Genomic DNA, 26,354 nt, shown 5'->3' with positions numbered 1-26,354 from the left:
TATGAAAAAAAAGAAAAAAGGACTTCTGGCAGCAATTGTTGTTCTGGTTGTTCTTGTAGGCGTATATGCAGTAATGCGTGTGGCCATACCGGATGAAGACCAGTCCACAGACACAGAAGAAAGCAAAGAAACAGCATTCGAGGAAGATGCAGCAGATATTACCAAATTGAAAATACAGTCAGGAGAAAACACATATACGTTTACTCATGAGGACGATACCTGGAAATATGCGGATGATGAAAATTTTCCATTAAGTGAATCACAGTTTTTAAATATTGTGTCTAGCATTACCTCCATTTCTTCCACAAGAGAACTGGAAAAAACGGATAATTTGGCAGATTATGGACTGCAAAACCCGGAAGTGCAGGTGGTTGTGACCGATAAAGATGGAAAAGAAACAGAACTGAAGTTCGGTGATGTCAACGATTCTGTGTCCGGCTGCTATATGAGTAAAAGTGGAAGTGATACCATTTATTTGGTGGATTCTTCAGTAAAATCCGGTCTTCAGTTTAAAATCACAGATTTAGCAGATAAAGAAGAGATTCCGTCTATTACGGCTTCTACAATCAAAAATGTGGAAATTAACAGTAATGGAACGGTGCAGACGTTGGAAACCAATGATGCATCAGAAACGGGTTGGACTTATAAAGACCGTGATGGAAATACTACGGCCGTAGATAGTTTAAAAGTGGGAGAATATATGAATAATTATTCCGGTGTTTCATGGAATGATTTTGTTACTTACCGTACAGATAATCTTTCAGAATATGGACTGGATAATCCGACTACCATTACCGTGAATTATCAGGTGACCGAAACAAAAGAAAGCTCTGATGAAGATACTGATGATGAAAGCAAGAGCAGTTCGGATTCTTCTTCAGATGAAACAGAACAGGTTACTGTAAATAAGCAGGCTGTGTTCTTAATTGGTAAGCAGGATACAGAAGGTAATTATTATGCAAAAATGCAGGACAGCAAATATATATACACACTTTCTGCTGATAAGGTAGAGAGCATGCTCAATATAAATCCAGAAGACTTGGTAAGCAGCCTGGTAGCAGATTATTCTTTTGCTGATTTGGACAAAGTAACATTTGTAAGAAACGGACAGACTTATACTGCTGTCAAGAAAGAAATTGAAGTGGAAAAAGATTCGGATGATAAAGACAGTAGTGATGACAGTACAGAAACAGAAACAAAGTATTACATCAATGATAAAGAAATTGATAAGACAGCATTTTCTACATTCTTTAGTACAGTGACCTCTATGGAATGGCAGGAACAAAATCAGGGCATTCAGGCAGAAGGGACACCAGATATTACCATCACATTTGAAAAAGAGGGAGGTATCAACAATACAGTAGAGTATCATGCATATGATGCCAACTTTTATTTAGTCAAAGATTCAAAAGGCAATGAAATGATGGTAAATAAAATGAAGGTAAAAGAAATGTTGGATGCCTTTGATTCTATGATAAAAAACTGGGAAAGTGGAGAAACAAAATAAAGAAATACTTTAAAGAGTGTAAGACTTGAAAAAGCAGCCCCAAATGTTTCACGTGAAACATTTGGGGCTGCTCTTATATAGAAAAGAAATAAGTTACAAATAAATTTTCAAGGTTTCTGTAAACTCCTGTGGAGTTTCCAAATGTGGAAGGTGTTTTGCGCGTTTCATTTTGCATGTTTCGATTGCCGGGTTTAATTCTATATAAGCGGAGGCAATTTCTTCACCTTCTGGTTCGGTTTCTCCGGTAAGAATTACAATACTCTGGTTAATACATTTCAGTGCATGAGTAATGCTATTGTTGGTATACAAACCACAGAGACTGGAAAGAAGATATTTAGCACTTCCTAAATCCTTATGTGCGGTTTCATAGTAAGTGTCAATCAGTTCCGGTGTAGTATGGAAAGGATTGTATAAGTATTTTTCTGTAAAAAGTAATTGCACGTTGCTCTGGCTGGTTTTCATATTATATACCAGGGTGCCGAATACAGGAATTTCCAATAAGAATTTATACAATTTACTTCGTTTACCAGGCGCTTTATTTAAACTTGCTAAAGAAGGTGGATTAATCAAAATCAATTTACCAAACAAGTCTGATTCGCTGTGGCAGGCCAGCAATGCAAAGGAACTGGAATATCCGCAAACGGCAATGTCTGTTTTTTCATGAATTACATTCTTAATGAAGTCACAAATCAATTGTACATATAAATAATTGGTATAAGTGATTTTGGGTTTTTCTGAACGTCCGCAGCCCAGTAAGTCTAAAGCATAGACAGTGTGCTCTTTTGACAATTCATCAATCACCTGGCTCCATTCATAGGCAGAACTGTAAACAGTTAAGTCATGAATTAACAAAAGCGGAGAACCCTGTCCTTTTTTTTGATAATAAATATTACCAAATCGCCAATTATAAAAATTCTTGGCGGAAGATTTCAGTAAATTTTTTAAGACAGCGGTAGCAAAGATGACACGATTGATAACATAAATAATGCCGGTCGCCAAGGTAAAAAGTATACTTATAGTTAATAGTTTATGCTTATTTTCTTTCATGAAACAGTGCACCTCCTGATGAATTTATATGAATATTATAAAGCATTCGGCTCGATTATACAAGAAAAAGTGAGAGAATACAAAATATCACACAAAATGTTTCACGTGAAACATTTAAAAAATATATTTTTAAGAAGTGTATTTAAAAAATACATAAAATTAATGTTTCACGTGAAACATTGGTATGGCAATCAAATGGGAAAGGTGCTATAATAAGTTTTGAAATATTACACATAAAGATACTCATCATAATAAGGGGAAATTTAAGTGGGAAGAATTATTGCAATCGCAAATCAAAAAGGTGGCGTAGGAAAATCAACTACAGCCATCAATCTTTCTGCATGTCTTGCAGAATTAAATCAAAAGGTGCTGCTTATTGATATTGACCCACAGGGGAATACAACAAGCGGTGTAGGTGTTGATAAGGATAATGCAGAAGCAACACTTTATGAGTTATTGGTAGGAGAGTGCGAATTAAAAGACTGTATTGTTGAAAACGTGTACGAAAATCTATCACTAATTCCCTCAAACGTTAATCTTGCCGGCGCAGAAATTGAACTGGTGGGAGTGGAAGGCAGAGAATACCTGCTGAAAAATCAGATTGATACTATTAAGGATAAGTATGATTTTGTTATTATGGATTGTCCCCCATCGTTAAACATTTTAACTATCAATGCTATGACCACGGCAGATTCAGTGCTGGTTCCTATCCAGTGTGAATACTATGCTTTGGAAGGTTTGACACAGTTGATTCATACGATTGAACTGGTTCAGGAAAGGCTAAATTCAGAATTGATTATTGAAGGCGTTGTATTTACTATGTATGATGCAAGAACAAATTTATCTCTTCAAGTTGTAGAAAATGTAAAGAACAACTTAAATCAATCCATTTACAAAACCATTATTCCGAGAAATGTCCGTCTGGCCGAGGCACCCAGTTATGGAATGCCGATTAACCTCTATGATACGAAATCTGTAGGTGCAGAGAGTTACCGGCTTCTGGCTGAAGAGGTCTTAAATAGGGAGGAAGAAGAATGACTGTGAGAAAAGGAGGATTAGGAAGAGGGCTTGACGCTATGATTAGCGAGACAGCAGTTAAGCCCAAGACGGCAGTGACAAAGAAAGCGGCTGTCCGGACAACTAAGGTGACTAAAAAAGACACAGAAGAGAAAGTGAAAGAGGAAGGTTCTGTGCTGATTGTTAAAATGACACAGATAGAGCCCAATCGAAGCCAGCCGCGAAAACAGTTCGACGAAGACGCACTTTTAGAATTATCAGAATCCATTAAACAGTTCGGTGTGCTGCAGCCTCTTTTGGTTCAAAAAAAAGGCGATTATTATGAGATTATTGCAGGAGAGAGAAGGTGGAGAGCCTCCAAACTGGCAGGACTCAAAGAGGTTCCGGTGATTGTCAAGGATTTTTCAGAGCAGGAAACTGTGGAAATTTCATTGATTGAAAATATTCAAAGGGAAAATCTGAATCCGATTGAAGAAGCGGCTGCCTATAAGAGACTTATGGAGGAGTTTCATCTGAAACAGGATGTAATTGCAGAACGGGTGTCCAAAAGCAGAACTGCAGTCACCAATTCCATGCGTCTTTTGAAGCTGGATGAGAGAGTACAGCAAATGCTGGTGGACGAAATGCTGACCACAGGACATGCCCGAGCGTTGCTTGCCATAGAAAATAAGGATGAACAGCATGCAGCGGCTGTAAAGGTCTTTGATGAAAAGTTGAACGTAAGAGAAACGGAAAAACTGGTAAAGCTTTTGTTGAATCCGGCAGAGCCAAAGCCGGAAAAAGAGAAAAATTCTGCAGAAGATTTGGTTTACGAACAACTGGAAGAAAAAATTAAAGGGATTATAGGTTCAAAGGTGGCCATTCGCAGAAAAAATCGCGACAAAGGAAAAATAGAAATCGAATATTATTCACAGGAAGAATTGGAACGCATAGTAGAACTTTTGGAAACTGTAAAGTAAAAGGAGCGGTAAAATACATATGGAGAAATTCGTAAGCAGTCTTCAGTCCTACTCCGGTATTTTGTTACTTATGCTTTTAATAGTTGTGGTTATACTATTAGTATGCGTGTTTAATTTATCATTAGGGCTTAACAGACTGAGCAGAAAATACGCTATCTTTATGAAAGGTAAAGATGCACAGTCTCTGGAAAAATTGTTTAAGAGAAAATTTGAATTAATTGAAAAACTCACAGTGAATTCAGAGATAAATGCAGAAAATATTGCAAAGCTGGAAAAAATGCAGAATATGATTCTGGACAAGTATGGAATTGTAAAATACGATGCATTTGAAGATATGGGCGGGAAGCTGAGCTTTGTATTGGCTATGTTGGATAACAATAATACCGGATTTTTATTGAATGCCATTCACAGCCGGGAAAATTGTTTCCTCTATATTAAAGAAATTGTAAACGGGGAATCTTATGTAGCACTCAGTGATGAGGAAATTCAGGCGTTAAAGAAAGCTGTAAACTTTGGTATCGAAGAAAATGAGTTCGATATATAAGTGAAAACTGAAAAGGAGATTAAAAATGTTAGATATTAGATTTTTGAGAGAAAATCCAGAAGTGGTAAAACAAAACATCAGAAATAAATTCCAGGACAGCAAACTTCCATTAGTAGATGAAGTTATGGAACTGGATAAGAGAAATCGAGAGATTAAACAGGAAGTAGAGGCATTAAGAGCAGAGAGAAACAAGATTTCCAAAATGATTGGCGGTCTGATGAAGGAAGGCAAGAGAGAAGAGGCAGAAGAGGCTAAGAAACAGGTAACTGCTAATGCAGAAACCGTAGAAAAACTGTCAGCAGAAGAAAAAAAAGTAGAAGAAAAAATCAAAACGATTATGATGACAATTCCAAATATCATTGATCCGTCTGTACCAATCGGAAAAGACGACAGTGAAAATGTGGAGGTGCAGAAATATGGCGAGCCGGTTGTGCCGGATTACGAAATTCCGTATCATGCAGATATTATGGAAAGTTTTAACGGCATTGACCTGGACAGCGCAAGAAAAGTAGCGGGAAATGGCTTCTATTATCTTATGGGAGACATTGCGAGACTTCATTCCGCAGTGATTTCTTATGCGAGAGACTTTATGATTGACCGTGGATTTACTTACTGTATTCCTCCGTACATGATTCGCAGCGATGTGGTTACAGGCGTTATGAGTTTTGCAGAAATGGACGCCATGATGTATAAAATTGAAGGGGAAGACCTGTATCTTATTGGAACCAGTGAACATTCTATGATTGGTAAATTTATCGATACCATTATTCAGGAAGAGGAACTTCCAAAAACTCTGACCAGTTATTCTCCATGTTTCCGTAAGGAAAAAGGCGCACATGGCCTGGAAGAGAGAGGTGTGTACAGAATCCACCAGTTCGAGAAACAGGAAATGATAGTGGTATGTAAACCGGAAGAAAGCCCAATGTGGTTTGATAAATTATGGCAGAATACCGTAGATTTATTCCGTTCTTTAGATGTTCCGGTAAGAACTCTGGAATGTTGTTCTGGAGATTTGGCTGATCTGAAAGTGAAATCTGTAGACGTAGAGGCATGGTCTCCAAGACAGAAAAAATATTTTGAGGTGGGAAGCTGCTCGAACCTGGGAGATGCTCAGGCCAGAAGACTGAAAATCCGTGTCAATGGCAAAGGTGAGAAATACCTGGCACATACACTGAATAATACAGTAGTTGCGCCACCGAGAATGTTAATCGCTTTCCTGGAAAATAACCTGCAGGCAGATGGCTCTGTGAGAATTCCGGAAGCATTGAGACCATATATGGGCGGTAAAGAAGTCATTACACCAAACAAATAGATGGAGGTGCAGATTGCACAGTTATTTAAAAGCAATTGGTTTTTCTGATATTACGGATAAGAAAAAGCTGGACCAGATTCTGAAAGAAGTCATTCATACTTATGACGAGAAAATTGTCGTTGAGGATGGAAAACACCATTTGTTTGCAGAATTGTCCAAAATGTTCGGCTGTGATTTTGGGATTACAGTGTGTGGGGAATACGATGAAAATAATGAATTCCAAATGGAATATTATTTTCCGTATTTTCGAGGCACAGGCATTACCCTGCGTGAGCAGGTGAGCATTGAAAAGCATGCAGGGAAAGAATCCTTTGCCGGCGCATGTGATGATATGCGGATAGGTGTTACCATTATCTTCTATCTGCAAAATGCAGGAGAGTATCTGACCCAGCGGGGAAGAGGAAATTTTGCTTCCGGGGGGATGTACAACGTGACGCTGTCCGGTCTGGCGAAGAAGGGAACCATTCTGCTTCCAGTGTGGAAACAGGAGGGACAGGAATCTCAGAGCCGGATAGATGCAGCCAACCGGGGACGCCTTATTGCAGCGGCCAAAAACGGAGACGAGGAGGCCATGGAAAGTCTTACAATAGAAGATATGGATACTTATGCCATGATTTCCGAAAGAATCGAAAATGAGGACATTTACAGCATTGTAGATACATATTTTATGCCCTATGGAATGGAATGTGATTTGTACAGTGTTATGGGGGAAATCCTGGAATGTTCCAAAATGCGTAATCAAAGGACAGAAGAAACCGTTTGGGAACTGCGGATTGCCTGCAATGATGTGGAACTGGATATCTGCATCAATGAAAATGATTTGATGGGGATTCCTGAAGTGGGAAGACGATTCAAGGGCATTGTGTGGCTGCAGGGATATGTGGAATTTGATATGATGTAGGAGAGAAAGGGAGTGCAGACAGGTGAAGTGCTGTGCTTCCTTTTTGCTATGGAATAAAAAACGGGAGCACAGCAGCACGCAGAAGGATATGTAAAACAGTAGAAAAAATTCCTTGAAAAAGGAGGGAAAGTATAGTATCATAGATTAGTAAAGGAAGACAGAAATCAATACTATGTTCTCTTAGTTAAATGGATATAACAAGTGCCTCCTAAGGAGGAACCAAGGTTATCACTTCCTGAAAAAACTTTTGGGTTCAAATCTAGTTAAGAAGAGTAAAAATTGACACGAAGGTATTACCCTAAAAGGGGAGTGCTTTGATGTCACCAACATGAAAAGTAATAGTAATTAACAGCTTGAAAAAAGCTGATAATTAAATAAAGGTTGCCATTACCAAAAAGCCGGAAAACCGCGTGTTTTCAAGGGAAAATGGCATTTTGTCTCGTTAGTTAAATGGATATAACATGGTCCTCCTAAGACTAAATTATAGGTTCGATTCCTATACGAGACGGCCAGTCAAAAGCGTTCGATTGTTAGCAGAAATGCAAATAATGGGGCGCTTTTTTGATTAGAAAAATGCATGAAATTATTGCTTTGAGGATGATTTCCAGCTAACACAATGAAATAATTGTTAGCTGGCAGCTAATAAAAAACAGTATTTTGCAAACATATCGAATCAGGGATACTGCTAACATTTGGGGAAGTACTTGTTGTCACCACTGATTTAGGAATGTAAAATACAGTAGTTCAAAGGAAAAATCCTTTGCAGAATATAATTTGCAAACATATATTAGCTGAAACAATGGAGAAATATATTAGCTGTAGCTAATAGAAAACGAGATGCTCGTTTGGAACTGATTTCAAAAATAATCGGATCCAGACGAGCATTTTTTAGTCTGACCGAAGAAGGAGGAAATGATGACTGAAGTAACGAAAGAATTTATCCAGAAGAATGAAGATGAGAAGATCATTGAAATTGAGATTGAAAGACTTCGTTCATTTAAAAATCATCCTTTTCAAGTGAAAGATGATAATGAGATGCATTTATTAAAAGAAAGTATTGAGAAGTATGGAATTCTCACTCCGTTGATTGTCAGACCTGTGCCGGATGGAGTTTACGAGATTATAGCGGGACACAGAAGAAGACATGCTGCTGAGTTACTGGGATATCGAAAAGTACCGGTAATAATTCGTGTAATGAATGAAGATGAAGCTATTTTGAATATGGTAGATTCCAATCTGCACAGAGAAAAAATCAGTTTTAGTGAAAAGGCTTTTGCTTACAAAATGAAAAATGATGTACTGAAAAGAAAATCAGGTAGGAAAAAAGGCCAAATTGACCACAAAACAAAAAAGAAGAGAACAGTAGAGTTGATTAGTGAAGAATGCGGTGATAGTCCGAAGCAGGTACAACGGTATATTTCATTAACGCGGCTGATACCGGAGTTTTTACAGAAATTGGATGATGAATTGATATCTTTTAATCCGGCAGTTGAAATTTCAGCGTTGAAGAAAGAGGAGCAAAAACAATTGTTGGAAGCTATGGATTATGCTCAGGCCGTTCCATCTTTATCACAGGCACAACGAATTAAAAAGTTAAGTAAAGAAAACCAACTTACATTAGAGAAGATGCAGGAAATTATGAGTGAGATAAAAAAAGGTGAGATCACGAGAGTTGCTTTTACAAATGAGCAGCTTCACAAATATTTCCCAAGCAGATACACACCCGCCATGATGAAACGAGAAATTATAGCATTATTGAAAATCTGGCAGAATGAAAATTGGGAGAAATAAATGGAGGAAAACAGTATGTGTAAAGTTATTTCAGTAGCAAACCAGAAGGGCGGAGTTGCAAAAAGTACGACAACCCTAAATCTTGGAGTTGGATTAGTGAAACAGGGAAAGAGAGTTTTATTGATCGATGCGGATCCACAGGGAAGTTTAACTGCAAGTCTTGGATATGTAGAACCGGATGATATTGGAACTACACTTGCAACTATTATGATGAATATTATCAATGACGAGGAAATTGGAGAAGAAGAAGGAATTTTACATCATAAGGAACAGATCGATCTCCTACCGGCCAATATTGAGTTATCTGCTCTGGAAGTAACCATGAGTAATGTGATGAGCAGAGAGCGGATCATGAAGGAATATATTGATACGATGCGATCACGATACGATTATATTTTAATTGATTGTATGCCGAGTTTAGGCATGATGACCATCAATGCCTTAGTAGCTTCTGATACGGTTCTGATACCTGTACAAGCTGCATATCTGCCGGTTAAAGGACTTCAACAGTTGATCAGGACTATTTCTATGGTAAAGAAGAGATTGAACCGGAAGCTAACGATACATGGAATTCTTTTGACAATGGTGGATTTCCGTACTAATTACGCCAAAGATATTGCTTCCAGAGTGAGAGAAACTTATGGATCTAAGATTTCTATCTTTGAAAATGTCATTCCACTGTCAGTTAAGGTAGCTGAAGCAAGTGCGGAAGGAAAAAGTATTTATTGTCATTGTCCAAATGGAAAAGTATCTATGGCTTATGAAAATCTGACGCAGGAGGTTTTGGAAAATGAAAAGTAGAAGCGGAGAAAAAATCAAATTGACAAGCATTGATGAATTGCTGGGAGTAGTCAATGAAGAGTCTGCAATGGAAATAGAAATCAACAGAATACATGCGTTTAAAGATCATCCTTTCAAAGTATTGGATGATGAAAAGATGGCAGATTTAGTAGAGAGTGTAAAGACTTACGGGGTATTGACACCGGTTTTGTTACGGTCTGATGGCGAAAATGGATATGAGATGATCTCAGGTCATCGAAGGATGCACGCAGCAGCTATAGCTGGCTTGGCAACAATTCCTGCAATTGTAAGAGAATTATCCGATGATGATGCGGTCATTGCTATGGTAGATGCTAATATTCAACGCGAAGAGTTACTCCCGAGTGAAAAAGCATTTGCTTATAAGATGAAACTGGATGCGATGAAGAGACAAGCTGGAAGACCGTCTCAGAAGAATTCTGGTCAAAATGACCAGAATTTTGGAAAGGTATCACGTGATGTTTTGGCGGAAGAAGTTGGAGAAAGTTCAAAACAAATTCAGCGCTACATTCGCCTTACAGAATTGATTCCAGAATTATTGGATATGGTAGATGCAAAGAAGTTGAATTTTACCATTGCCGTTGATATTTCCTACATTGATAAGGAAATGCAGAAATGGATCTACGAGTATATCCGGGATACAGGATTTATCAAACCAAAGCAGATTACAGCTTTGAGAAAACAGTTGGAAGAAGGAACTGTGAATCAAGGATTTATGATCTCGATTTTCAATAGCTGCATAGCAGTAAAAGCACCGGAGAGAAAAGTGGTGTTATCAGGAAAGAAGCTCACAAAGTATTTTCCGGAAGATTATTCGGAAACGGATATGGAAAAGGTGATTGAGGCATTACTGGAACAATGGAAAAGAGAACAGGAATAAGGGTTGTCAAAATAAGACAACCCGAAGAAAGAAGAGATACAGAAGTTTAAAAAAAGGACTTCTATGAGAGAAAGGAAGGGAGGAAGATACATGGACAAAAAAATGAATTTTAAATATTTTTATGGAACAGAAGCAGACCAGTTTAGTTTTTACAGAATACCCAAAGCGTTATTTACCAATGACTGTTTTAAGGATCTTTCCTGTGATGCGAAGATCTTATACGGTTTGATGCTGGACAGAATGTCTTTATCCATTAAGAATCAGTGGTTTGATGAAGAAAATCGGGCATATATCTATTTTTCCATTGAAGATATCATGGAATTATTGAATTGTGGCAGAAATAAAGCGGTGAAATCTCTTCAGGAGCTGGATGATGAAAAAGGGATAGGTTTGATTGAAAAGCGCAGACAGGGCTTTGGAAAGGTTACGATCATCTATGTAAAATCATTTGTTCAGGAGGAATGTGAGGAACAGAAAAAAGAAAAATCAAAGATGGTGAAGTTTATAAATCAAACTTCTGTAGAGGAAGAAGAGACAGAAGAAGTTTACATTTCAAACTTCAAGAAGTCCCAAAAACAAACTTCAAGAAGTCCCGAAAATAAACTTCAAGAAGTTTACATTTCAAACTCTAATAATACTAATATTAACAATACTAATCTTAGTGAGAATAAATCTAATCATATCGTATCTGCAGATGGGATAGGATCCGAAGAGGATGAGATGGAAACGTTACATGCGTATCAATCTCTGATCAAAGACAATCTGGATTATGATTCTTTGTTAGTGAGTCATCCTCATGACAAAAATCAGATTGATGAAATCGTGGATCTGATCGTAGAGACTGTTATGTGTAAGAGTGATAAAGTACTGATTGCAAGCAACTGGTATTCAGGAGCCTTGGTAAGAGGAAAATTCATGAAGCTGGATTATTCCCATGTAGAGTATGTGCTGCATTGTCTGGAAGGAAATACGAGTAAAATCAAGAATATCAAGAAATATTTACTTGCGGCATTGTTCAATGCACCTTCAACAATCAGTGGATATTACCGGGCAGAAGTAAATCATGACATGCCGTGGCTGGCAAGATAGGAGGACAGATATGGGTATTTTAAAAGTGGCAGGAAAAGTGTTATTGATTCCATTGTGGTTTATCATTTCGATCATAGGTGCCGGAGTGAAGCTATTAGTACATATGGTGGCAATCGCAAAAAAGATATTGGGATTGGGAATTATGGCGTTGTTCATTGGAACAGTAATCTGTTATCAAGACTGGCTACAGGCAGCTTTTCTGGTTTGTATGGGAGGTGTTCTGATCTTTATCTTATTTGCTGGAGAATTTATAGATATTGTAATCGACTTACTTAGAGAAAAAATATGTACATTGATTTTAGGTTAAGAAAAGATGACAGTTAAAGTAGCCTTAGTGATTTCAGATAAAAATTATAGAGCCTCTCCTTCAGGGAAAGGCTCTATAAGAAAAGTCCAAACTGAGATTTGTTACAATTTCCACCAAATTGTCTTATCCCTAAAGTATTCAATAAAACCGTTTCTTTGCAAAACACGTTGAGAGGAAAAATTGTCTATTTCTGTTTCTGCAATAATATGTTTTACACTTGCTTGCTTTTTCCCCCATGTGCAAAATGCTTCAACAGCTTCTGTCATATACCCGAAATGTTCATGTTTTTTTCCCAAACCATACCCAATCTCAACTTCTCTATTCTCATTCGGGATATTTTTAAAATCAATCATACCAACTGCAATATTATCATCTTTTTTGACAATCAGCCAAAATGTCAGCCACAAATACACATCGCTATTTGCTTCGATTTTTAAACTCTGCTCATAAAGAATGTTTTTGAAAATCCCCTCTATTTTCTCGCCCTGATATGAACAGTTTAGCCTTTTCTCAAATTCCGGAATATTATCCACTAACATTTCAAGCTGTTCTTGTGTAAGAACGATGATTTTCAATCGTTTTGTTTCAATCACCATTCCCAAAAATCCCCTCTCAAATTCAAGTTTGTTACTCACCAGAAAATTTATAACAGTCTGGAAAAGTTGTTTGGTTTATTAACTTTTTAGCTTTACCAATATGTATTCCTCTCACAACAATAAACGGTAATGAATTTACTTCCTTTAATAGAATACCTGTTGATATTGACAATGCAAAAATTTTTTTCATTTCCATTAGAAATTTTAGCTTATCGTCAGGAATATTGATAATTGAGATATTTCCCCATTCAGCGGGTTTTTCTTCTAACATTTCACAACCATTTTCTATCCATAATACAAAGTTAAACCACTCATCCGGTTCAGCTGTACCTATTGCACCAGCATCAAGAAAACCACATACACAAGCATCTTTCTCAGCCTTGATAACCAATTCTCTATCACCATTATCATTTCCTATACTTAAATAATTCGGAGCATATTTTGCAAATTCATTTACCTTGTACATTTCAACAATACTATCCGTATCGTATAACACACATAAATTGAGAACCATTCCATTAGTTTCTCTTAAAAATTGCTTATATACTTCTGGAAGATCTCCTAAAATATTATTTTCAGAAAAGTTAATCTCATTTTCTGTTGCAGGAGAATTCTTTTGAAATGAAAAGACCTTACTTAAATCCACTTATAATACCCCCTCTACAACTCCAATTTGTCGTTTTCTTTCAGTATATCATAATTATAATCTTTCGGGCAGATAAAAGACTTTTATTTCTACGGAATTGTTTTCAAAATCCATTTCTACATAATAATCCCGGATGAAAATTGATCGGTAATAATCTTGTAAGGAATAAATATCAAGAGTTTTAAAATCGACCAAACACAGCGGGATTGGTTCTTTCTTTTCATTTTCATATTTCCAATATTCTAAGGAAGCAGCAACTTTATCAAGGCAACTTTGGCAGAGATGATCTGTTAGATTTCTTTTGTTTAATTTGTAGTTTTCCGGTAACGTGATATCTATCTCAGCCATTCTGCGGGAAACATCTCCATGAGAGGAATAGGTGATTTCGCCTGTGTTTCCGAAAAGGATATTTGAACCGGTTTTATTTGGTATTTCATTTCCGTTTTCATCATATGCTTTTAGTTGGAAATCTAAGACGTACCAGTCATTGAGGGAAATCAGTCCAACCGTATCAAATTTTCGATAATAGTCCATCATACTATAATCAGAACTTCCACATAAATAGCATGTAGAGATATCTTTCAGGCTTGATTGCAGATCGTCAAAGGTTATTTCTATCCGTTCTTTTGGGGCGTCTGCTTTCAGGGAATGTGTTAGAAAAATACCGTGATGTTGATGGATAGCATAACCGATGAGAAAGGATACAGCTAATAGGATGGTGTACCAGAATAAATCTTTTCTGATATGATAATATTTTTTTCTTTTTTCATGCATGATTGAATTCCTCCGTGAAAAAATATAGTGTACTTAAAATAAGTCCATTTAAAACATTCTACCATTATTTGTACTTAAAATGAACTTGAAATATGAACTTAATATGTACTTATAGAGATGGAGAGAATAATCATGGAGAAAGAGAAGCATTTAGGATTACGGATTGATGCTGAAACGCATAAAAAACTGAAAAGCCTGGCAGAATTTGAAGGGCGTTCGATCAATGGAGAAGTGTTATATTTAATACGTCAGGCAATCATAGAATTTGAAAATAAGCATGGAGAACTGAAATAAAAGAATCTTCACATATGGATACAAGAAAAGCCCGTTCGGTTGTATGGAACGGGCAAATTTTATTTGGCCAGGAAGTTGCTCTGTATTTCCAGCGGCATATTGTAGTTCTGACCACGCTTGATCAGACTGTATAACTTGAAGCTCATGAGTTCCGGACTGGAGTTTAAGCAGCTACAGAGCCCGAAATAGTTCAGATCTTCGTTCTTTGACAGGTCTGCGATTTCTTTATCATCCAGGATAAGATCTGCAGCGAAAAGGTTCGCTTCGTATTCCGTATTATCCCTCATGTTATATAAGACATCATCTTTCATCGGCGCCATTTTGAGCTGAGAACGATGCAGAATGATGTGACCGAGTTCGTGGGCGGCAACGATCTTTTTCTCTTCCTCAGAGAGAAAACTGCTTACCATAACATAAATGGTCTGGCAGCTCATGAAACAGTATCCCTTTAATTTTTCGTAGCGGTCTGTTTCTCCAACGATCACATTCATTTCTTCCAGTATTTCAAAAGGATCCCTGGTCTTGAACTTTTTTACAAGTTTTTCTACTTTGTTGTAAATATATGAATTCCCCAAATATATCACCTCGTGTATGAATCAAACAGAAGCGGGTAATGTTACTTCTGACAATAAAACTATATCCTATAGGCTGTCCAATAATCACCCCATCTATTTGGCATCTAAATATTTCTTTGGTGTAAATTTCTTTGCACGTCTTTTGGAATCCAGATATAAAGACTGGATCTCATCCATAAAGGCTGTTTTGTCTTCATCAGAAAGTTCCCCGCCGGCGAACATTGCAGCGGCCTGTTCTAAGATCTGCTGAGCCTGTTTTGCTCCACGGTTTCCAAATTGTTCAGATGCTTCTGTGATAAAAGCCTCTTCTTCTGTCATGAGATAGGAGATATCGCAGCTTAAAATGTCTGCAAGTTTCTGGTAAAGGTCATGTTTCTTTGGATAACGGCCTTCAATTTCCCATCCCCGAACAGTCCGAAGGGAGACACCGACAGCATCTGCTAATTGGGTTTGGTTGAGTCCTTTGTTCTTTCTTAAATTTTTCACTTTTTCACCGAATGTCATAAAAATACCTACTTTCTAATTGGCGTTTCAGGATCTTTATGTATGATGCTGAAACGGGATAGGAAATAAATTTCCCATAATCAACAAGTTGCCTCTTGACAAGAGGCGAATGATTGCCTATAATGTGAATCACAACAGAACGGCAATTAATTGCCTATAATATAAATGATATTTCCTTTCTTGTCAATGGATTTACTGAAAATTGCCTGTTTTGACACGATCACTATCGTGTGAAAACGAATTGGGATGAGATCGGATTGCTTATGGGAAAGAGAAAGATAGGCAACTTATGGGAGGTGATTGATTTGAAACAGAAGGAAACATTCCTCTGTATTGATCTGAAATCTTTTTATGCTTCTGTTGAGTGTGTGGAAAGAGGACTGGATCCGTTTACTACCAATCTGGTTGTTGCAGATCCGGACCGATCGGTATCCACCATTTGCCTTGCTATCACGCCGGCTATGAAAAAGCTGGGGATCCGTAACCGTTGCAGGATCCATGAGATACCAGATCATATCGAATATATTGTGGCAAAACCGAGGATGCAGCTCTATATGGAGTATTCGGCAAGGATCTATGGGATTTATTTAAACTATGTGGCAAAAGAAGATATCCATGTTTACAGTGTGGATGAGTGCTTTATGGATGTCACAAGATACCTTTCCCTGTATCACCTTACAGCGAAAGAAATGGCACAAAAACTGATGGATGCGGTTATGGAAGAAACCGGAATTACAGCAACAGCAGGAATCGGAACTAATCTGTATCTTGCAAAGATCGCAATGGATATTGTGGCAAAACATATAGAGGATCATATCGGAATGCTGGATGAGATCTCTTACCGGGAACAGTTATGGGGACATAAACCATTGAGTGATTTCTGGCGCATTGGTTCCAGAACAGAGAGAAAATTAGCCGGATATGGAATCCAAACGATGGGAGATATCGCACTTGCCTCTATCCAGTCGGAAGACTGGCTGTATAAAATGTTTGGGATCGATGCAGAACTATTGATCGATCATGCCTGGGGCTGTGAGTCCTGTAAAATGAGTGATATCAAAAATTATCATACAGAAGAGCATAGTCTTTCCAATGGACAGGTGTTGATGAGAAATTACACATTTGAAGAAGCTGCTGTTGTTGTAAGAGAAATGACAGATGTACTGGTTCTGGATCTGGTGGAAAAGGGACTGGTAACGAATTCTGTAACCTTGTGGATCGCTTACGATCATCGTTTTGAGAGGGAGCCATCGAAAGGAACCGTAAGGTTTCCGGATCGTACCAATTGTTCCAAAGAAATGATCGATACAGTAGAAGCGCTTTATCGAAAGATCGCAGATCCACATACCGGGATCAGACGGATAGAGATCATTGCAAATAAGATAACACCGGAAGGCTATCAGCAATATACTCTTTTCCAGGATTCCATAAAAGCAGAAAAGGAAAGACATCTGCAGGAAGCAGTATTGCAGGTGAAAAAGCGTTATGGAAAAAATGCGATCATGCGGGGATCCAATCTGTTGGAATGTTCTACCTACCGGGAAAGAAATAATCAGGTTGGAGGACATCGCGCATAGGAGGTGAAAGTATGCTGGCAAAGGCTTATCAGAAATATTTATATATTCCGAGACCAGTTTCCAAAAGATATCCTATGGATGTGCAGCACAGGGCGAAGCAATTTGCCCCTTTTGCAGCACTTCGGGGATTTGAGGAGATCGTACGGAAACAGGAAATACTTTATGAACAAAGGAAGGTGTTATCCGAAGAACAAAAATGTGGATTGGATAGGAAGCTTCAGATGGTTTCTGTTGGAATGCAGATACAGGCAACCTATTTTAAAGAAAGCCGGGAAATGAAACCGGCAGGCCAGTATCATACGATTTGCGGAACCGTTGAATTTTTTGATCCATCCATTCATTTACGGATTGATGATACGATCATTTTGATCCCGGATCTTTGTGAGTTATCCGGGGATATATTTGAAGAATTGGAATTACCTTGTTAAATACAATCGGCAGAAATTCTTAGTATCCTGGGTGAGTGGGAATCCGGAGAGAATAAGGATGGATGCGCCAGATCAACAAAGCAGGTCTGGGATTTGATGATCATGCTGTTCGTGCAGCTTTGGCACTTACGGAATGGACAACATGATGCTCATAAGGCGGATTTGATTTCCCTTTGATCCGTTGAGTAATAAAATGGACTTTTTTATTATTGCTTAAAGGAGGAAGCCTATGGGATCAGATGCTATCAGATGGCATGTACATTGCTCTGTATGCGGAGCATTTATTGAAAAAAGCGCACATTGCGATTCAGAAGTAGAATGCAAGAAATGTAGAAGCACTTTGGAGATTTTAGTAAAAGATGATATTGTTTCAGTACGCCCTTTGCACATCAAAGATGAAAAACTGAAAGAAAGAATGCGGGTATATTCTCAAAAAGTGATGAATTCCCGAAAGGAAACTAAATAAAATGAGCTGTCAGGATAAGCGGTGGATTTGGCTGGAACCATCAAGGCTGCACCTGATAGCAAGAGTTTGTCAAGGAGCTGAACCTGACTGGAATCATGAAGAGCCCGGCAAAACATTTGCAGATACAATGCAGGATGATATTTCATTCTGTGTCTGTGGAAGCATTTGTTTTGCCGGCTTTTTTTGTTTTCTCAAAAATTAAAAAAAAGTTGAGTTTTTAACCTGTAAAACAGGGCTTTTTCCTTTCTATATATAGAGGGCAAAGTTTCAGTTGTAAAAATCAGAGATACTACGGAATTTTGTATGATATAGCCGAAGGAGGTAATTACATAGGAGCTGCGGACTCCCGTTCAAAAAAAACGGGTGAGTTCGTGGCTAATTGTGATGAGATTCTTATAGAGTTCATGGATCACCCGTAGCCGTAAGGCAGAAAGGTGGTCCATATGTTGACATTAAAAGAATTAAAGAAAGTAGTAAAAGTGGCAGGTATGACAAAGAGAGTCCCTTCTGAAAAGGCGTTAGAAAAAGAAGAGATTGTAGTAAAGGAAATTCTGAGTGGGGAATGTGATATTACCGTTTACGCAAATGGGTATGTGTTATACAGGGAAAACGGAAAGAAAACCATCTTTCCACTCCATTCCTGTAAAGATTATCAATACATGGATGTGAAGGAAGATCGAAGTATTATGAACGAAGAATTTTTTGACAACGAAAATTGGTACATTCGTTTGTTAATGGAAGCAACGGATCGTATGGAAATAAATCAGACTAAGGTGGCATCAAACCATAGACTCGTTTCGTATAGCGATTATGCGGATGACAGGATCTTACTGCTAGATCCAGCTTCAGATTTTCTCGACCAGTATATTGAAAAAGAGATGGTCCGCGATTTCTTAGGTTGTCTAACTGCCAGACAGAAAGAAATCATCCAGTTATTTTACTTTGAAGAAATGAATCAAGAGAAGATTGCAGACTATCTTGGAATCAGACAGCAGAGTGTTTGTGAAATGATGCAAAGAGCACTTTCTGTCATGAAAAAACATGCAGATAAAGAAGAAAATTAAAAAAAATCAAAAAAATTTAAAAAGCACCCTGTAAAACAGGCCGTTTTCCTTTCGTTATATGAAGACGTTTGTAAGAAACACTTCATGTACCTTGAAAAGAGAATAGCCTGCCCGGAGTGATACCTGCCTTGAATGTGCATTGTGCGTGTCCTGACAGAGAAAACGTTTTGGAGATATGGACTCTAAAACAGGAACGGATCCGGGGAAGAGAACAGGAAAACGCTTAAATCTTAAATAAAAAATAATTGTCTGAATCAAAATGAGGATGACAGTAGAAATCATATGGCGGTGTTTGTTTGAAAAAGCAGATACCGCCATATATTTGTGCTGTTATCTCAGCAAAGTGCTGACTGTCCCAAATAGCACAAGACCAGGAAAGGAGGGGATTATTTTCAGGAAAGAATGATGGAAAACGATGAACAAGTATAACGGATAAATAAGATTCAGAAGAAAGGAAGGATTTAAGAACATGAAAGTGAAACAAAAAGCAAAGCGGGTTGTATCCGGATTGCTGACAGCGGTCACTCTTTTATCTACGGTGTTATCACCAATCAACAGTTATGCTGCGGAGCTTCCGAAAGAAAAAAAACTGCCTCTTTTGGAAGAGGTACAAAGCCTGCTAGATGAAGATGAAATTGTTCTGGCAAAGGATCATCAGGTGGAAGTGGGAACAAGTTTTGATGTAAAAACAGATTTTACAGGGTTAGAGATCAAGGACGCGGAAAAAGTAAAGATTACTTTTGAGGAAGCAAAGAATGAGCAGGGAGAAGATTTTACAACATCCCATGCAGATACCTATAAAACTGTTTATCATGTAGAACCGGTCAATCAGGAACATCCGAATTATCAGATCAGCAGAAATGTGACTGTAAAGGAAATAGAAAAAGAGAGTGAAAGTCCTTCAGCAGATGCAGAGCAATCCGAAATAAAAGAGACGGAAGAAGATGAGGAGGATTCAGAGAAGCCGTCAGAAATCCCAACAGAGACAGATGTATCAGAAGAGAATGCTGCTTTTGATGCATTGATCGAAGAAACAATGGATCAGGAAACATATGATGAAGTATCGGGATTGGAACTTCGTGATGTTATGGAACAGGCAGTAGAACAAGGTGTTGATTTTAATGGAATGGAACCAGGTGAGATTACTACAATCAAAGCGATGGCTAGAACTGCAGGTGTAGGATCTCAGCAGGTAACTATTGAAAAAGGTCCAATATACCGATATGCAGACTACGGGCTTGGAACATATCTTACAGAGCCGTATTATATTTCTTATGGAAGTGTAAGAGCAACGGCTTATTGTATCCAGCCGGCAAAACCAGGACCAGGATCAGGTATTTATACCATCACAAAGCTGGCTGACAATCAGGCTCTTGCAAAGGTATGTTATTACGGTACCGATGCGGCAGGTGCAGAAAGTTATTTTGCGAACAAGCACAGGGATTTTTCATCAGGAAAGAGATTTATTCTTGTCCATATGGCGGCTGCTTATGCTTATGGCAGTAGTGATGCGTTCTATGGAACCAATGCAACAGGACAGGAACTAGCAATGGATATTTACAATTATTGTGTAAAGAAGTCTGAGATACCGGATGTGTCCATGTCATTTTCCGATGCCAATGTAAAGGCTTATGTAGAAGGAAATACACAGCGTACAAAGGAAATCACATTCCATGCGGCAGGACAGCAGAGTGTGACGATCAGCCTTCCATCTGGAGTACGTTTTCACAACGTAAGTACAGGAAGTACAAGCGCACCGGGAGCAAAGGTAACAATCCAAGGAGGCACAAAGTTTTACCTTTCTGCACCGCTTACACAGGCAAGTGATACCGCAGAAGTATTTGCTACAACGATGGCAGGCGGATTGAAGAAAGATTATTCGGCGTATAAGCTGACAACCAATGGAAGTGTGCAAGATTTGGCATTTATTTTTGGAGAAGGTGTGGAAACAACAAATAAAGTAAGCCTGAATGTTACATGGACAAAACAGGCGGAAATTGCGATTGTAAAAAATGATAAAGCCACCGGAAATCATCTGGCAGGAGCAATCTATGGTGTTTACCGTGATAAGGAGTGCTCAGATTTAATCACGCAGATGCCTGAGACAGATAAAAAGGGCGCTTCTAAAGTAACAGTCGAAAAGACACAGGATATTGTGTATGTAAAAGAAATCCAGCCACCGGCAAATTATCAGGCAGATCCAACTGTTTATCCGGTAGATGTTAATATCGGTAAAACAAGTACAAAGAATGTTCTGAATGAACGTACTTATGCAAAGATCCATCTGATCAAAGAAGATGCAGAAACAGGGGTAAATCCACAAGGAGATGCGACTTTAGAAGGTGCGGTGTATGGCCTCTATGCGAGAGAAAACATTGTACATCCAGATGGAACAACAGGAATTGTACATAAAGCCGGTGATCTTGTATCTACCTTAAAGGTAGATCAGAAGGGAGATGCTGCGGTAAAAGACCTGTATCTTGGAAAATATTTTGTAAAAGAGATCCAGGCGCCGGAAGGATATCTGTTAGACAAGACAGAGCATGATGTGGAATGTTCTTATGAAGGTGGCACAGTTCCAACGATAGAACGTACTGTGAAATCAACAGAACTTGTTATGAAACAGCCGTTCCAGATCATAAAAGCTGCGAACAATGGAGAAACGGATGCAGATCTGTTAAAAGGGGCAGGTTTCAGCGCTTACTTAAAGAGCAGCCTGGAGAAAAAAGAAGATGGAAGTTATGATTTTTCCCATGCAGAGCCAGTCATCCTTACAGCAGATGGTAAAACGGAAATGTTCACAGATGAGAAAGGGTATGCGTGCAGTATTCCGCTTCCATATGGAACGTATATTGTACGAGAAACAACCACACCTCATAATTATAAACCGGTAGAGGATTTTGAGATTACCATCCGTGAAAACAATCCGGATAAACCGCAGGTTTGGAAGGTACTGTTGGACAAAGAATTTTCCGCAAAGTTAAAGATCATCAAAAAAGATGATGAAACAAAGAAACCGGTGTTAGTAGCCGGCACAGAATTTAAAATTTATGATCTGGATCATAAGAAATATGTGGAACAGGTAACAACCTATCCTACGGTCACAGTCCATAAATCTTTCTTTACGGACAGCCAGGGATACCTGATCTTACCGAAAAACTTAGAGATTGGTCACTATCGTATTGAAGAAGTTACAGCACCGGATGGATATGTTGTCAACAAAAACTATGTAGAGATCACCGTGGATTCGGATACTGCCTATGAAGTAGATGGAGTAAGTGGAGATGTGATCATTGAAGTTTCCTATGAAGATCAGCCGGTAAAGGGAAATCTTATTGTGTATAAGAAAGGTGAGATGCTTTCTGGTTTTGAGAACGACTTTATCTATAAAGAACAGTACCTTTCCGGGGCGGAATTTGAAGTACGTGCGGCAGAGGATATCTGCACTCCGGATCATCAGAAAGATGCAGATGGGAACCGTATCGTACTTTATGCAAAGGATACGCTTGTGACAACGATCACAACGGGAGAGGGTGGAAAAGCTGTAGCAAAGGATCTGCCGCTTGGAAGATACTATGTAGTGGAAACAAAGGCACCGGAAGGATTTGTATTAAATCCGGAGCCAGTAAAGGTTGCATTAACTTATCAGGATCAGGATACACCGATCGTTGAAGCAGAAGCAATCGTAGGAAATGACAGACAGAAAGTCTCTATTTCCGTAGAAAAACAGGATGCAGAAAATGGACGGGTATTATCTGGGGCTGTGTTTGGCATCTATAACAAGAAAAATATCCAGGCAAATGGAAAAGTTCTTGTGAAAGCAGATACCTTATTACAGGAAATGACATCCGATGAGAACGGTATGGCAACATGCACCCTGGATCTTCCATTTGGAGAATACTATGTAAAAGAATTAAAAGCGCCGGAAGGTTTTGTTTCTTCGGATGAGGTTCTGGAATTTGTTGCAGAGTATCAGGGACAGGAGACAAAGATTGTTTCCTTACAGGCCGTAAAGAAGAATGAACCGACTACAGCAGAGTTCACAAAGTCTGATCTGACCACAGGCGTAGAGCTGGAGGGCGCAAGATTGAAGGTCATGGATAAAGATGGAAATGTGATCGATGAATGGACATCTGAAAAGGATAAGCCACATGTGATCAAGCGTCTGGTTGTCGGAGAAACCTATACCCTTCATGAAGAGTTTGCTCCATATGGTTATCTGAAAGCAACGGATGTGACATTTAAGGTCAAAGATACTGCCGAAGCACAGAAAGTGGAAATGAAGGATGAGGTTCCAAAAGGGCTTCTGATCATCAACAAAAAGGGAGAATTTTTAGAGAAGATTACTCTTCTGGATAATGTGAAAGGAACGGTAGAACATTTCTTTGAATATATCACAGGAAACTTAAGTGAAGTCACCTTTGAAGTCTATGCTGCAGAAGATATCAAGGCTGCGGATGGCGTAAGTGCAGATCATTATAAGAAAGATGAGCTGGTAGGCACGATCACAACCGATGAGAAGGGGATCGCAAAAATGGAAGACCTTCCGGTAGGAAAATATTGTGTGAAGGAAGTGAAAACGGCACATGGTTTTGTACTGGATGGAGAGCCTAGATTTGTGGATCTGACCTATCGCGATCAGGATACGCCAGTGGTTACTTTTGATGAAGAATGGCAGAACAACCGCCAGAAGATAAAAGTAACGGTCCTTAAAAAAGAAAAGGATACAGAACGTATGCTGGAAGGTGCGATTTTCGGCTTATTTACAAAAGAAGATATCAAAGGCAGAGATGGAAAAGTCCTGATGGAAGCCGGAACGCTGATCGAGCAGAAAACAACGGATGAAAATGGACAGATCCTTTTCAAAGCAGATCTTCCAGTGGATGGGACCTATATCGTAAAAGAAATCTATGCGCCGGATGGTTTTGTGACATCGAATGAAGAAAAGGAATTCACTTTTGAGTATGGAAAACCGGAAGAAGCCGAGGTTTCCTATGAGTTTGTTTTTGAAAATGAGCCGACAAAGGTAGAACTTACGAAAACAGACCTTACCACAGGAAAAGAACTTCCGGGAGCTCATCTGAAGGTGACAGATGAAGACGGAAATGTAATCGATGAGTGGGTATCTACAGAAAAAGCCCATGTGATCAAGGGGCTGACCGTTGGAAAATCCTATATGATGACAGAAACAAAACCGGCAGATGGATATGTAACTGCTGAGAGCATTACCTTTACAGTAGAAAATACTGCAGAAATCCAGAAACAGGAGATGAAAGATGATGTGACAAAGGTGTTGATCTCGAAACAGGATATCGCAGGAAAAGAACTTCCAGGTGCAAAGCTTACGATCTTAGATGAAGATGGAAAAGTGGTAGAAAGCTGGACATCTACAGAAGAGGCACATTATATAGAGATGCTTCCGATCGGAAAGTACATGCTCAGGGAAGAAACGGCACCGGAAGGTTATCTGGTTGCAAAGGATGTGGAATTTGAAGTAAAAGATACCGCTGAAGTACAGAAGGTTGTTATGGTTGATGAGGAAAAACCAAAAGAAAGCACTCCGGAAGGTGGAAAACCTTCTAAAGATGCACCGAAGACTGGGGATAACACCAACTTGTTGTTATGGTTGATCGTGCTTGGAATGAGCTTCAGTGGAGTGGTAGTCCTTGGAAGAAAAATAAAGAAGAAATAATGTAAGGGAAAGCGTTCATGGAAACCGGAGGGAATCTGTGAACGCTTTTTTGTTAGGAGGAACATGAGGATGGACAGGAGAAGAGATAAGAACCTGATCGTGGAACCAAATGCAGCAATGCCGGGGAGAAAATATAGTGAAGAAAAACCCTGGTCTTGTAAATATTGCTATTGGTGGGGAGGGAGAAAAACGGGCTGCATTGAGAAGCAGTGCTATTATTTGCTTCCCCCAAAGGATTAAGGAAAGAAAGGGAGTGGTTAATTGCAGGATGAAGTGAATGAAAAAATCATAGCTCTGTGTATCCAGACAACCCGGATGAGTACCGGCGTGCTAAAGGCATCTATGAGAAAATTTCTGGATGGAATGAGCAGACAGAAACAGAAACGGGTACAGGTAAAACAGGCTGTCAAAACAGGAAAAGCACAGGAAAAGGGCAGAGAAAAAGAAAGAAAACGACAGGAGATGAAAAAGCCTCATGGAAAGCAGACGATAAAACAACTGATCGCACAGGGAGCACAGCTTACCAATATTCAGATCACGGATCAAAATATCAAGTCATTTGACCGGGTAGCCCGTAAATATGGGATCGATTATAGTCTGAAAAAGGATTCCCATGTGAAACCGCCATTGTATCTAGTATTTTTTAAATCGAAAGATGTGGACGTGATGACGGCTGCATTTAAAGAATATGCAGGCATAGAGCTGGATCAGTCTAAAAAGAAAAAGCCTTCTGTCCGAAAGAAACTGCAGAAGACACAGGAGAGGAAAGCAAAACATCGTCAGAGAGTCAAGACGAAGCAGAAAGTCAGAGGGCAGGAACGATGATCCGGGAAAAGATGCAGAATATCCAGATGAAGAGAGTGGTGATATTAAGTATTCCGTATCTGATCATCTTCTATCTTGCAGATAAATGCTTTTGGCTATACCGCCATTGTATTGGTGACAGTATGATTGAGAAAATCGGTGTGATGCTGATGAATTTCCAACTGGCATTTACGAACTGGCTTCCAAGCTTTTATATGCAAGATCTGTTAGGAGGATTGGTGACTGCGCTTATCTTTCGGTTGATCTTGTATTATAAAGTGAAGAATGCGAAGAAGTTCCGGCATGGAGAAGAGTATGGATCGGCCAGATGGGGAAACCGGAAGGATATCGAGCCCTTTGAAGATCCGGTGTTTGAAAATAACATCATTCTGACCGAAACAGAACGGCTTACGATGAACAGTAGGCCAAAGGCTCCCAAATATGCCAGAAACAAGAATGTGATCGTGATAGGGGGATCAGGATCCGGTAAAACCAGATTTTATGTGAAACCCAATCTGATGCAGATGACAGATCGCGTATCTTATGTGGTGACAGATCCAAAGGGAACAATTATTGTAGAATGTGGAAAGATGCTGGTAAATGGCGGCTATCGGATCAAGGTGCTGAATACGATCAATTTTAAAAAGTCCATGCACTATAATCCATTCCATTATATCCGTAGTGAAAAAGATATCTTAAAATTGGTGAATACCATCATAGCAAATACGAAGGGGGAAGGAGAAAAATCTACGGAGGATTTC

At 38.9% G+C, this 26,354-nt stretch carries 25 protein-coding genes and 1 tRNA gene; 20 read left to right on the top strand and 6 right to left on the bottom strand.

Translation table 11 applies throughout. The annotated features are described in order from the left end of the window. Position 1: 1 nt before the first annotated feature. A complete protein-coding gene (locus WKT17_RS13395) occupies positions 2 to 1,507 on the top strand; it encodes a DUF4340 domain-containing protein (protein ID WP_330026427.1) in 1,506 nt (501 codons plus the stop codon). 93 nt (positions 1,508 to 1,600) lie between these two features. Here the strand turns inward: WKT17_RS13395 and WKT17_RS13390 are convergent, their stop codons facing one another. Next, complete coding sequence (locus WKT17_RS13390) at positions 1,601 to 2,554, bottom strand: alpha/beta fold hydrolase (RefSeq protein ID WP_298060537.1); 954 nt, start codon at positions 2,552 to 2,554, stop codon at positions 1,601 to 1,603. Between the two features lie 267 nt (positions 2,555 to 2,821). On the opposite strand from WKT17_RS13390, the gene WKT17_RS13385 reads away from it, so the two are divergent. From WKT17_RS13385 to WKT17_RS13335, 11 genes are all read left to right on the top strand, one after another. Next, complete coding sequence (locus tag WKT17_RS13385; RefSeq protein WP_173749832.1) at positions 2,822 to 3,592, top strand: ParA family protein; 771 nt, start codon at positions 2,822 to 2,824, stop codon at positions 3,590 to 3,592. Next, complete coding sequence (locus tag WKT17_RS13380; RefSeq protein WP_291683442.1) at positions 3,589 to 4,530, top strand: ParB/RepB/Spo0J family partition protein; 942 nt, start codon at positions 3,589 to 3,591, stop codon at positions 4,528 to 4,530. The genes WKT17_RS13385 and WKT17_RS13380 overlap by 4 nt, the downstream gene beginning before the upstream one ends. A 19-nt stretch (positions 4,531 to 4,549) precedes the next feature. Next, positions 4,550 to 5,074, top strand: a complete 525-nt coding sequence (locus tag WKT17_RS13375; protein ID WP_173749834.1) for a DUF4446 family protein — start codon at positions 4,550 to 4,552, stop codon at positions 5,072 to 5,074. A gap of 25 nt (positions 5,075 to 5,099) precedes the next feature. Then, positions 5,100 to 6,386: a serine--tRNA ligase gene (gene serS / locus WKT17_RS13370; RefSeq protein WP_294580347.1), complete on the top strand. Its 1,287-nt coding sequence runs from the start codon at positions 5,100 to 5,102 to the stop codon at positions 6,384 to 6,386. A gap of 13 nt (positions 6,387 to 6,399) precedes the next feature. After that, a complete protein-coding gene (locus WKT17_RS13365) occupies positions 6,400 to 7,287 on the top strand; it encodes a DUF3881 family protein (RefSeq protein ID WP_330027273.1) in 888 nt (295 codons plus the stop codon). A 436-nt stretch (positions 7,288 to 7,723) separates the two neighbouring features. After that, positions 7,724 to 7,795 (top strand) — tRNA-Arg (locus tag WKT17_RS13360). A gap of 407 nt (positions 7,796 to 8,202) precedes the next feature. After that, the gene (locus WKT17_RS13355; RefSeq protein ID WP_117468629.1) at positions 8,203 to 9,078 is read left to right on the top strand and encodes a ParB/RepB/Spo0J family partition protein; all 876 of its coding nucleotides are present in this window, start codon (positions 8,203 to 8,205) and stop codon (positions 9,076 to 9,078) included. 15 nt (positions 9,079 to 9,093) lie between these two features. Then, on the top strand, positions 9,094 to 9,879 hold the full coding sequence (locus WKT17_RS13350) for a ParA family protein (protein WP_117468648.1): 786 nt from the start codon (positions 9,094 to 9,096) through the stop codon (positions 9,877 to 9,879). Continuing rightward, the gene (locus WKT17_RS13345; protein WP_117468628.1) at positions 9,869 to 10,777 is read left to right on the top strand and encodes a ParB/RepB/Spo0J family partition protein; all 909 of its coding nucleotides are present in this window, start codon (positions 9,869 to 9,871) and stop codon (positions 10,775 to 10,777) included. The genes WKT17_RS13350 and WKT17_RS13345 overlap by 11 nt, the downstream gene beginning before the upstream one ends. A 90-nt stretch (positions 10,778 to 10,867) precedes the next feature. Further along, positions 10,868 to 11,866: a DUF6017 domain-containing protein gene (locus WKT17_RS13340; RefSeq protein ID WP_117468627.1), complete on the top strand. Its 999-nt coding sequence runs from the start codon at positions 10,868 to 10,870 to the stop codon at positions 11,864 to 11,866. 10 nt (positions 11,867 to 11,876) lie between these two features. Then, a complete protein-coding gene (locus WKT17_RS13335) occupies positions 11,877 to 12,173 on the top strand; it encodes a hypothetical protein (protein WP_244091057.1) in 297 nt (98 codons plus the stop codon). Positions 12,174 to 12,274: 101 nt separating this feature from the next. On the opposite strand, the gene WKT17_RS13330 is transcribed toward WKT17_RS13335, so the two are convergent. Genes WKT17_RS13330 through WKT17_RS13320 form a run of 3 tightly spaced genes read right to left on the bottom strand, consistent with a single transcriptional unit; the run spans position 12,275 to position 14,189 of the window. Further along, positions 12,275 to 12,769, bottom strand: coding sequence for a GNAT family N-acetyltransferase (locus tag WKT17_RS13330; protein ID WP_117468625.1), 495 nt, complete (start codon positions 12,767 to 12,769; stop codon positions 12,275 to 12,277). A gap of 31 nt (positions 12,770 to 12,800) precedes the next feature. Continuing rightward, positions 12,801 to 13,415, bottom strand: coding sequence for an SMI1/KNR4 family protein (locus WKT17_RS13325; RefSeq protein WP_117468624.1), 615 nt, complete (start codon positions 13,413 to 13,415; stop codon positions 12,801 to 12,803). 54 nt (positions 13,416 to 13,469) lie between these two features. Further along, positions 13,470 to 14,189 (bottom strand): hypothetical protein, encoded by a 720-nt coding sequence (locus WKT17_RS13320; RefSeq protein ID WP_117468623.1) that lies wholly within the window; start codon positions 14,187 to 14,189, stop codon positions 13,470 to 13,472. Between the two features lie 132 nt (positions 14,190 to 14,321). On the opposite strand from WKT17_RS13320, the gene WKT17_RS13315 reads away from it, so the two are divergent. After that, positions 14,322 to 14,483 (top strand): Arc family DNA-binding protein, encoded by a 162-nt coding sequence (locus WKT17_RS13315; RefSeq protein ID WP_116440958.1) that lies wholly within the window; start codon positions 14,322 to 14,324, stop codon positions 14,481 to 14,483. A 59-nt stretch (positions 14,484 to 14,542) separates the two neighbouring features. Here the strand turns inward: WKT17_RS13315 and WKT17_RS13310 are convergent, their stop codons facing one another. Together WKT17_RS13310 and WKT17_RS13305 are read right to left on the bottom strand one after the other, a co-directional pair. Beyond that, positions 14,543 to 15,067, bottom strand: coding sequence for an ImmA/IrrE family metallo-endopeptidase (locus WKT17_RS13310; protein WP_225305238.1), 525 nt, complete (start codon positions 15,065 to 15,067; stop codon positions 14,543 to 14,545). 84 nt (positions 15,068 to 15,151) lie between these two features. After that, entirely contained in the window at positions 15,152 to 15,562 is a 411-nt protein-coding gene (locus tag WKT17_RS13305) for a helix-turn-helix domain-containing protein (protein ID WP_009263234.1), read from the bottom strand. A 305-nt stretch (positions 15,563 to 15,867) separates the two neighbouring features. Here WKT17_RS13305 and WKT17_RS13300 point away from each other — a divergent pair, with 305 nt between their 5' ends. The 7 genes from WKT17_RS13300 to WKT17_RS13270 form a co-directional block, all read left to right on the top strand. Next, the gene (locus tag WKT17_RS13300) at positions 15,868 to 17,139 is read left to right on the top strand and encodes a Y-family DNA polymerase (RefSeq protein WP_268999729.1); all 1,272 of its coding nucleotides are present in this window, start codon (positions 15,868 to 15,870) and stop codon (positions 17,137 to 17,139) included. Between the two features lie 11 nt (positions 17,140 to 17,150). After that, a complete protein-coding gene (locus WKT17_RS13295) occupies positions 17,151 to 17,567 on the top strand; it encodes a hypothetical protein (RefSeq protein WP_117468621.1) in 417 nt (138 codons plus the stop codon). Positions 17,568 to 18,476: 909 nt separating this feature from the next. Next, the gene (locus WKT17_RS13290) at positions 18,477 to 19,097 is read left to right on the top strand and encodes a sigma-70 family RNA polymerase sigma factor (RefSeq protein WP_117468619.1); all 621 of its coding nucleotides are present in this window, start codon (positions 18,477 to 18,479) and stop codon (positions 19,095 to 19,097) included. Positions 19,098 to 19,566: 469 nt separating this feature from the next. Then, the gene (locus WKT17_RS13285; RefSeq protein WP_117468618.1) at positions 19,567 to 24,789 is read left to right on the top strand and encodes a SpaA isopeptide-forming pilin-related protein; all 5,223 of its coding nucleotides are present in this window, start codon (positions 19,567 to 19,569) and stop codon (positions 24,787 to 24,789) included. 69 nt (positions 24,790 to 24,858) lie between these two features. Beyond that, entirely contained in the window at positions 24,859 to 25,029 is a 171-nt protein-coding gene (locus WKT17_RS13280) for a hypothetical protein (RefSeq protein WP_165853196.1), read from the top strand. A 21-nt stretch (positions 25,030 to 25,050) separates the two neighbouring features. Beyond that, positions 25,051 to 25,614 carry a PcfB family protein gene (locus WKT17_RS13275; RefSeq protein WP_117468617.1) on the top strand — a complete coding sequence of 188 codons (564 nt, stop codon included), beginning with the start codon at positions 25,051 to 25,053 and terminating at the stop codon, positions 25,612 to 25,614. Continuing rightward, positions 25,611 to 26,354 (top strand): type IV secretory system conjugative DNA transfer family protein (locus WKT17_RS13270; RefSeq protein WP_340273189.1); only part of this gene is annotated, 744 nt, incomplete at its 3' end. The genes WKT17_RS13275 and WKT17_RS13270, both read left to right, overlap by 4 nt.

It is taken from the genome of Blautia sp. HCN-20427, from assembly GCF_037890365.1.
In the GTDB taxonomy this organism is placed as follows: domain Bacteria; phylum Bacillota; class Clostridia; order Lachnospirales; family Lachnospiraceae; genus Blautia.
The sequence above is the reverse complement of the archived record's forward strand: the minus strand, read 5'-3'. Positions and strand labels throughout refer to the sequence as shown.

What these genes read in the sequence shown, in the direction of transcription:
- WKT17_RS13395 (WP_330026427.1), top strand. Translation starts at nt 2, where the DNA reads ATGAAAAAAAAGAAAAAAGGACTTCTGGCAGCAATTGTTGTTCTGGTT.
- WKT17_RS13390 (WP_298060537.1), bottom strand. Translation starts at nt 2,554, where the DNA reads ATGAAAGAAAATAAGCATAAACTATTAACTATAAGTATACTTTTTACC.
- WKT17_RS13380 (WP_291683442.1), top strand. Translation starts at nt 3,589, where the DNA reads ATGACTGTGAGAAAAGGAGGATTAGGAAGAGGGCTTGACGCTATGATT.
- WKT17_RS13375 (WP_173749834.1), top strand. Translation starts at nt 4,550, where the DNA reads ATGGAGAAATTCGTAAGCAGTCTTCAGTCCTACTCCGGTATTTTGTTA.
- serS (WP_294580347.1), top strand. Translation starts at nt 5,100, where the DNA reads ATGTTAGATATTAGATTTTTGAGAGAAAATCCAGAAGTGGTAAAACAA.
- WKT17_RS13355 (WP_117468629.1), top strand. Translation starts at nt 8,203, where the DNA reads ATGACTGAAGTAACGAAAGAATTTATCCAGAAGAATGAAGATGAGAAG.
- WKT17_RS13350 (WP_117468648.1), top strand. Translation starts at nt 9,094, where the DNA reads ATGTGTAAAGTTATTTCAGTAGCAAACCAGAAGGGCGGAGTTGCAAAA.
- WKT17_RS13345 (WP_117468628.1), top strand. Translation starts at nt 9,869, where the DNA reads ATGAAAAGTAGAAGCGGAGAAAAAATCAAATTGACAAGCATTGATGAA.
- WKT17_RS13340 (WP_117468627.1), top strand. Translation starts at nt 10,868, where the DNA reads ATGGACAAAAAAATGAATTTTAAATATTTTTATGGAACAGAAGCAGAC.
- WKT17_RS13335 (WP_244091057.1), top strand. Translation starts at nt 11,877, where the DNA reads ATGGGTATTTTAAAAGTGGCAGGAAAAGTGTTATTGATTCCATTGTGG.
- WKT17_RS13330 (WP_117468625.1), bottom strand. Translation starts at nt 12,769, where the DNA reads ATGGTGATTGAAACAAAACGATTGAAAATCATCGTTCTTACACAAGAA.
- WKT17_RS13320 (WP_117468623.1), bottom strand. Translation starts at nt 14,189, where the DNA reads ATGCATGAAAAAAGAAAAAAATATTATCATATCAGAAAAGATTTATTC.
- WKT17_RS13315 (WP_116440958.1), top strand. Translation starts at nt 14,322, where the DNA reads ATGGAGAAAGAGAAGCATTTAGGATTACGGATTGATGCTGAAACGCAT.
- WKT17_RS13305 (WP_009263234.1), bottom strand. Translation starts at nt 15,562, where the DNA reads ATGACATTCGGTGAAAAAGTGAAAAATTTAAGAAAGAACAAAGGACTC.
- WKT17_RS13295 (WP_117468621.1), top strand. Translation starts at nt 17,151, where the DNA reads ATGCTGGCAAAGGCTTATCAGAAATATTTATATATTCCGAGACCAGTT.
- WKT17_RS13290 (WP_117468619.1), top strand. Translation starts at nt 18,477, where the DNA reads ATGTTGACATTAAAAGAATTAAAGAAAGTAGTAAAAGTGGCAGGTATG.
- WKT17_RS13285 (WP_117468618.1), top strand. Translation starts at nt 19,567, where the DNA reads ATGAAAGTGAAACAAAAAGCAAAGCGGGTTGTATCCGGATTGCTGACA.
- WKT17_RS13280 (WP_165853196.1), top strand. Translation starts at nt 24,859, where the DNA reads ATGGACAGGAGAAGAGATAAGAACCTGATCGTGGAACCAAATGCAGCA.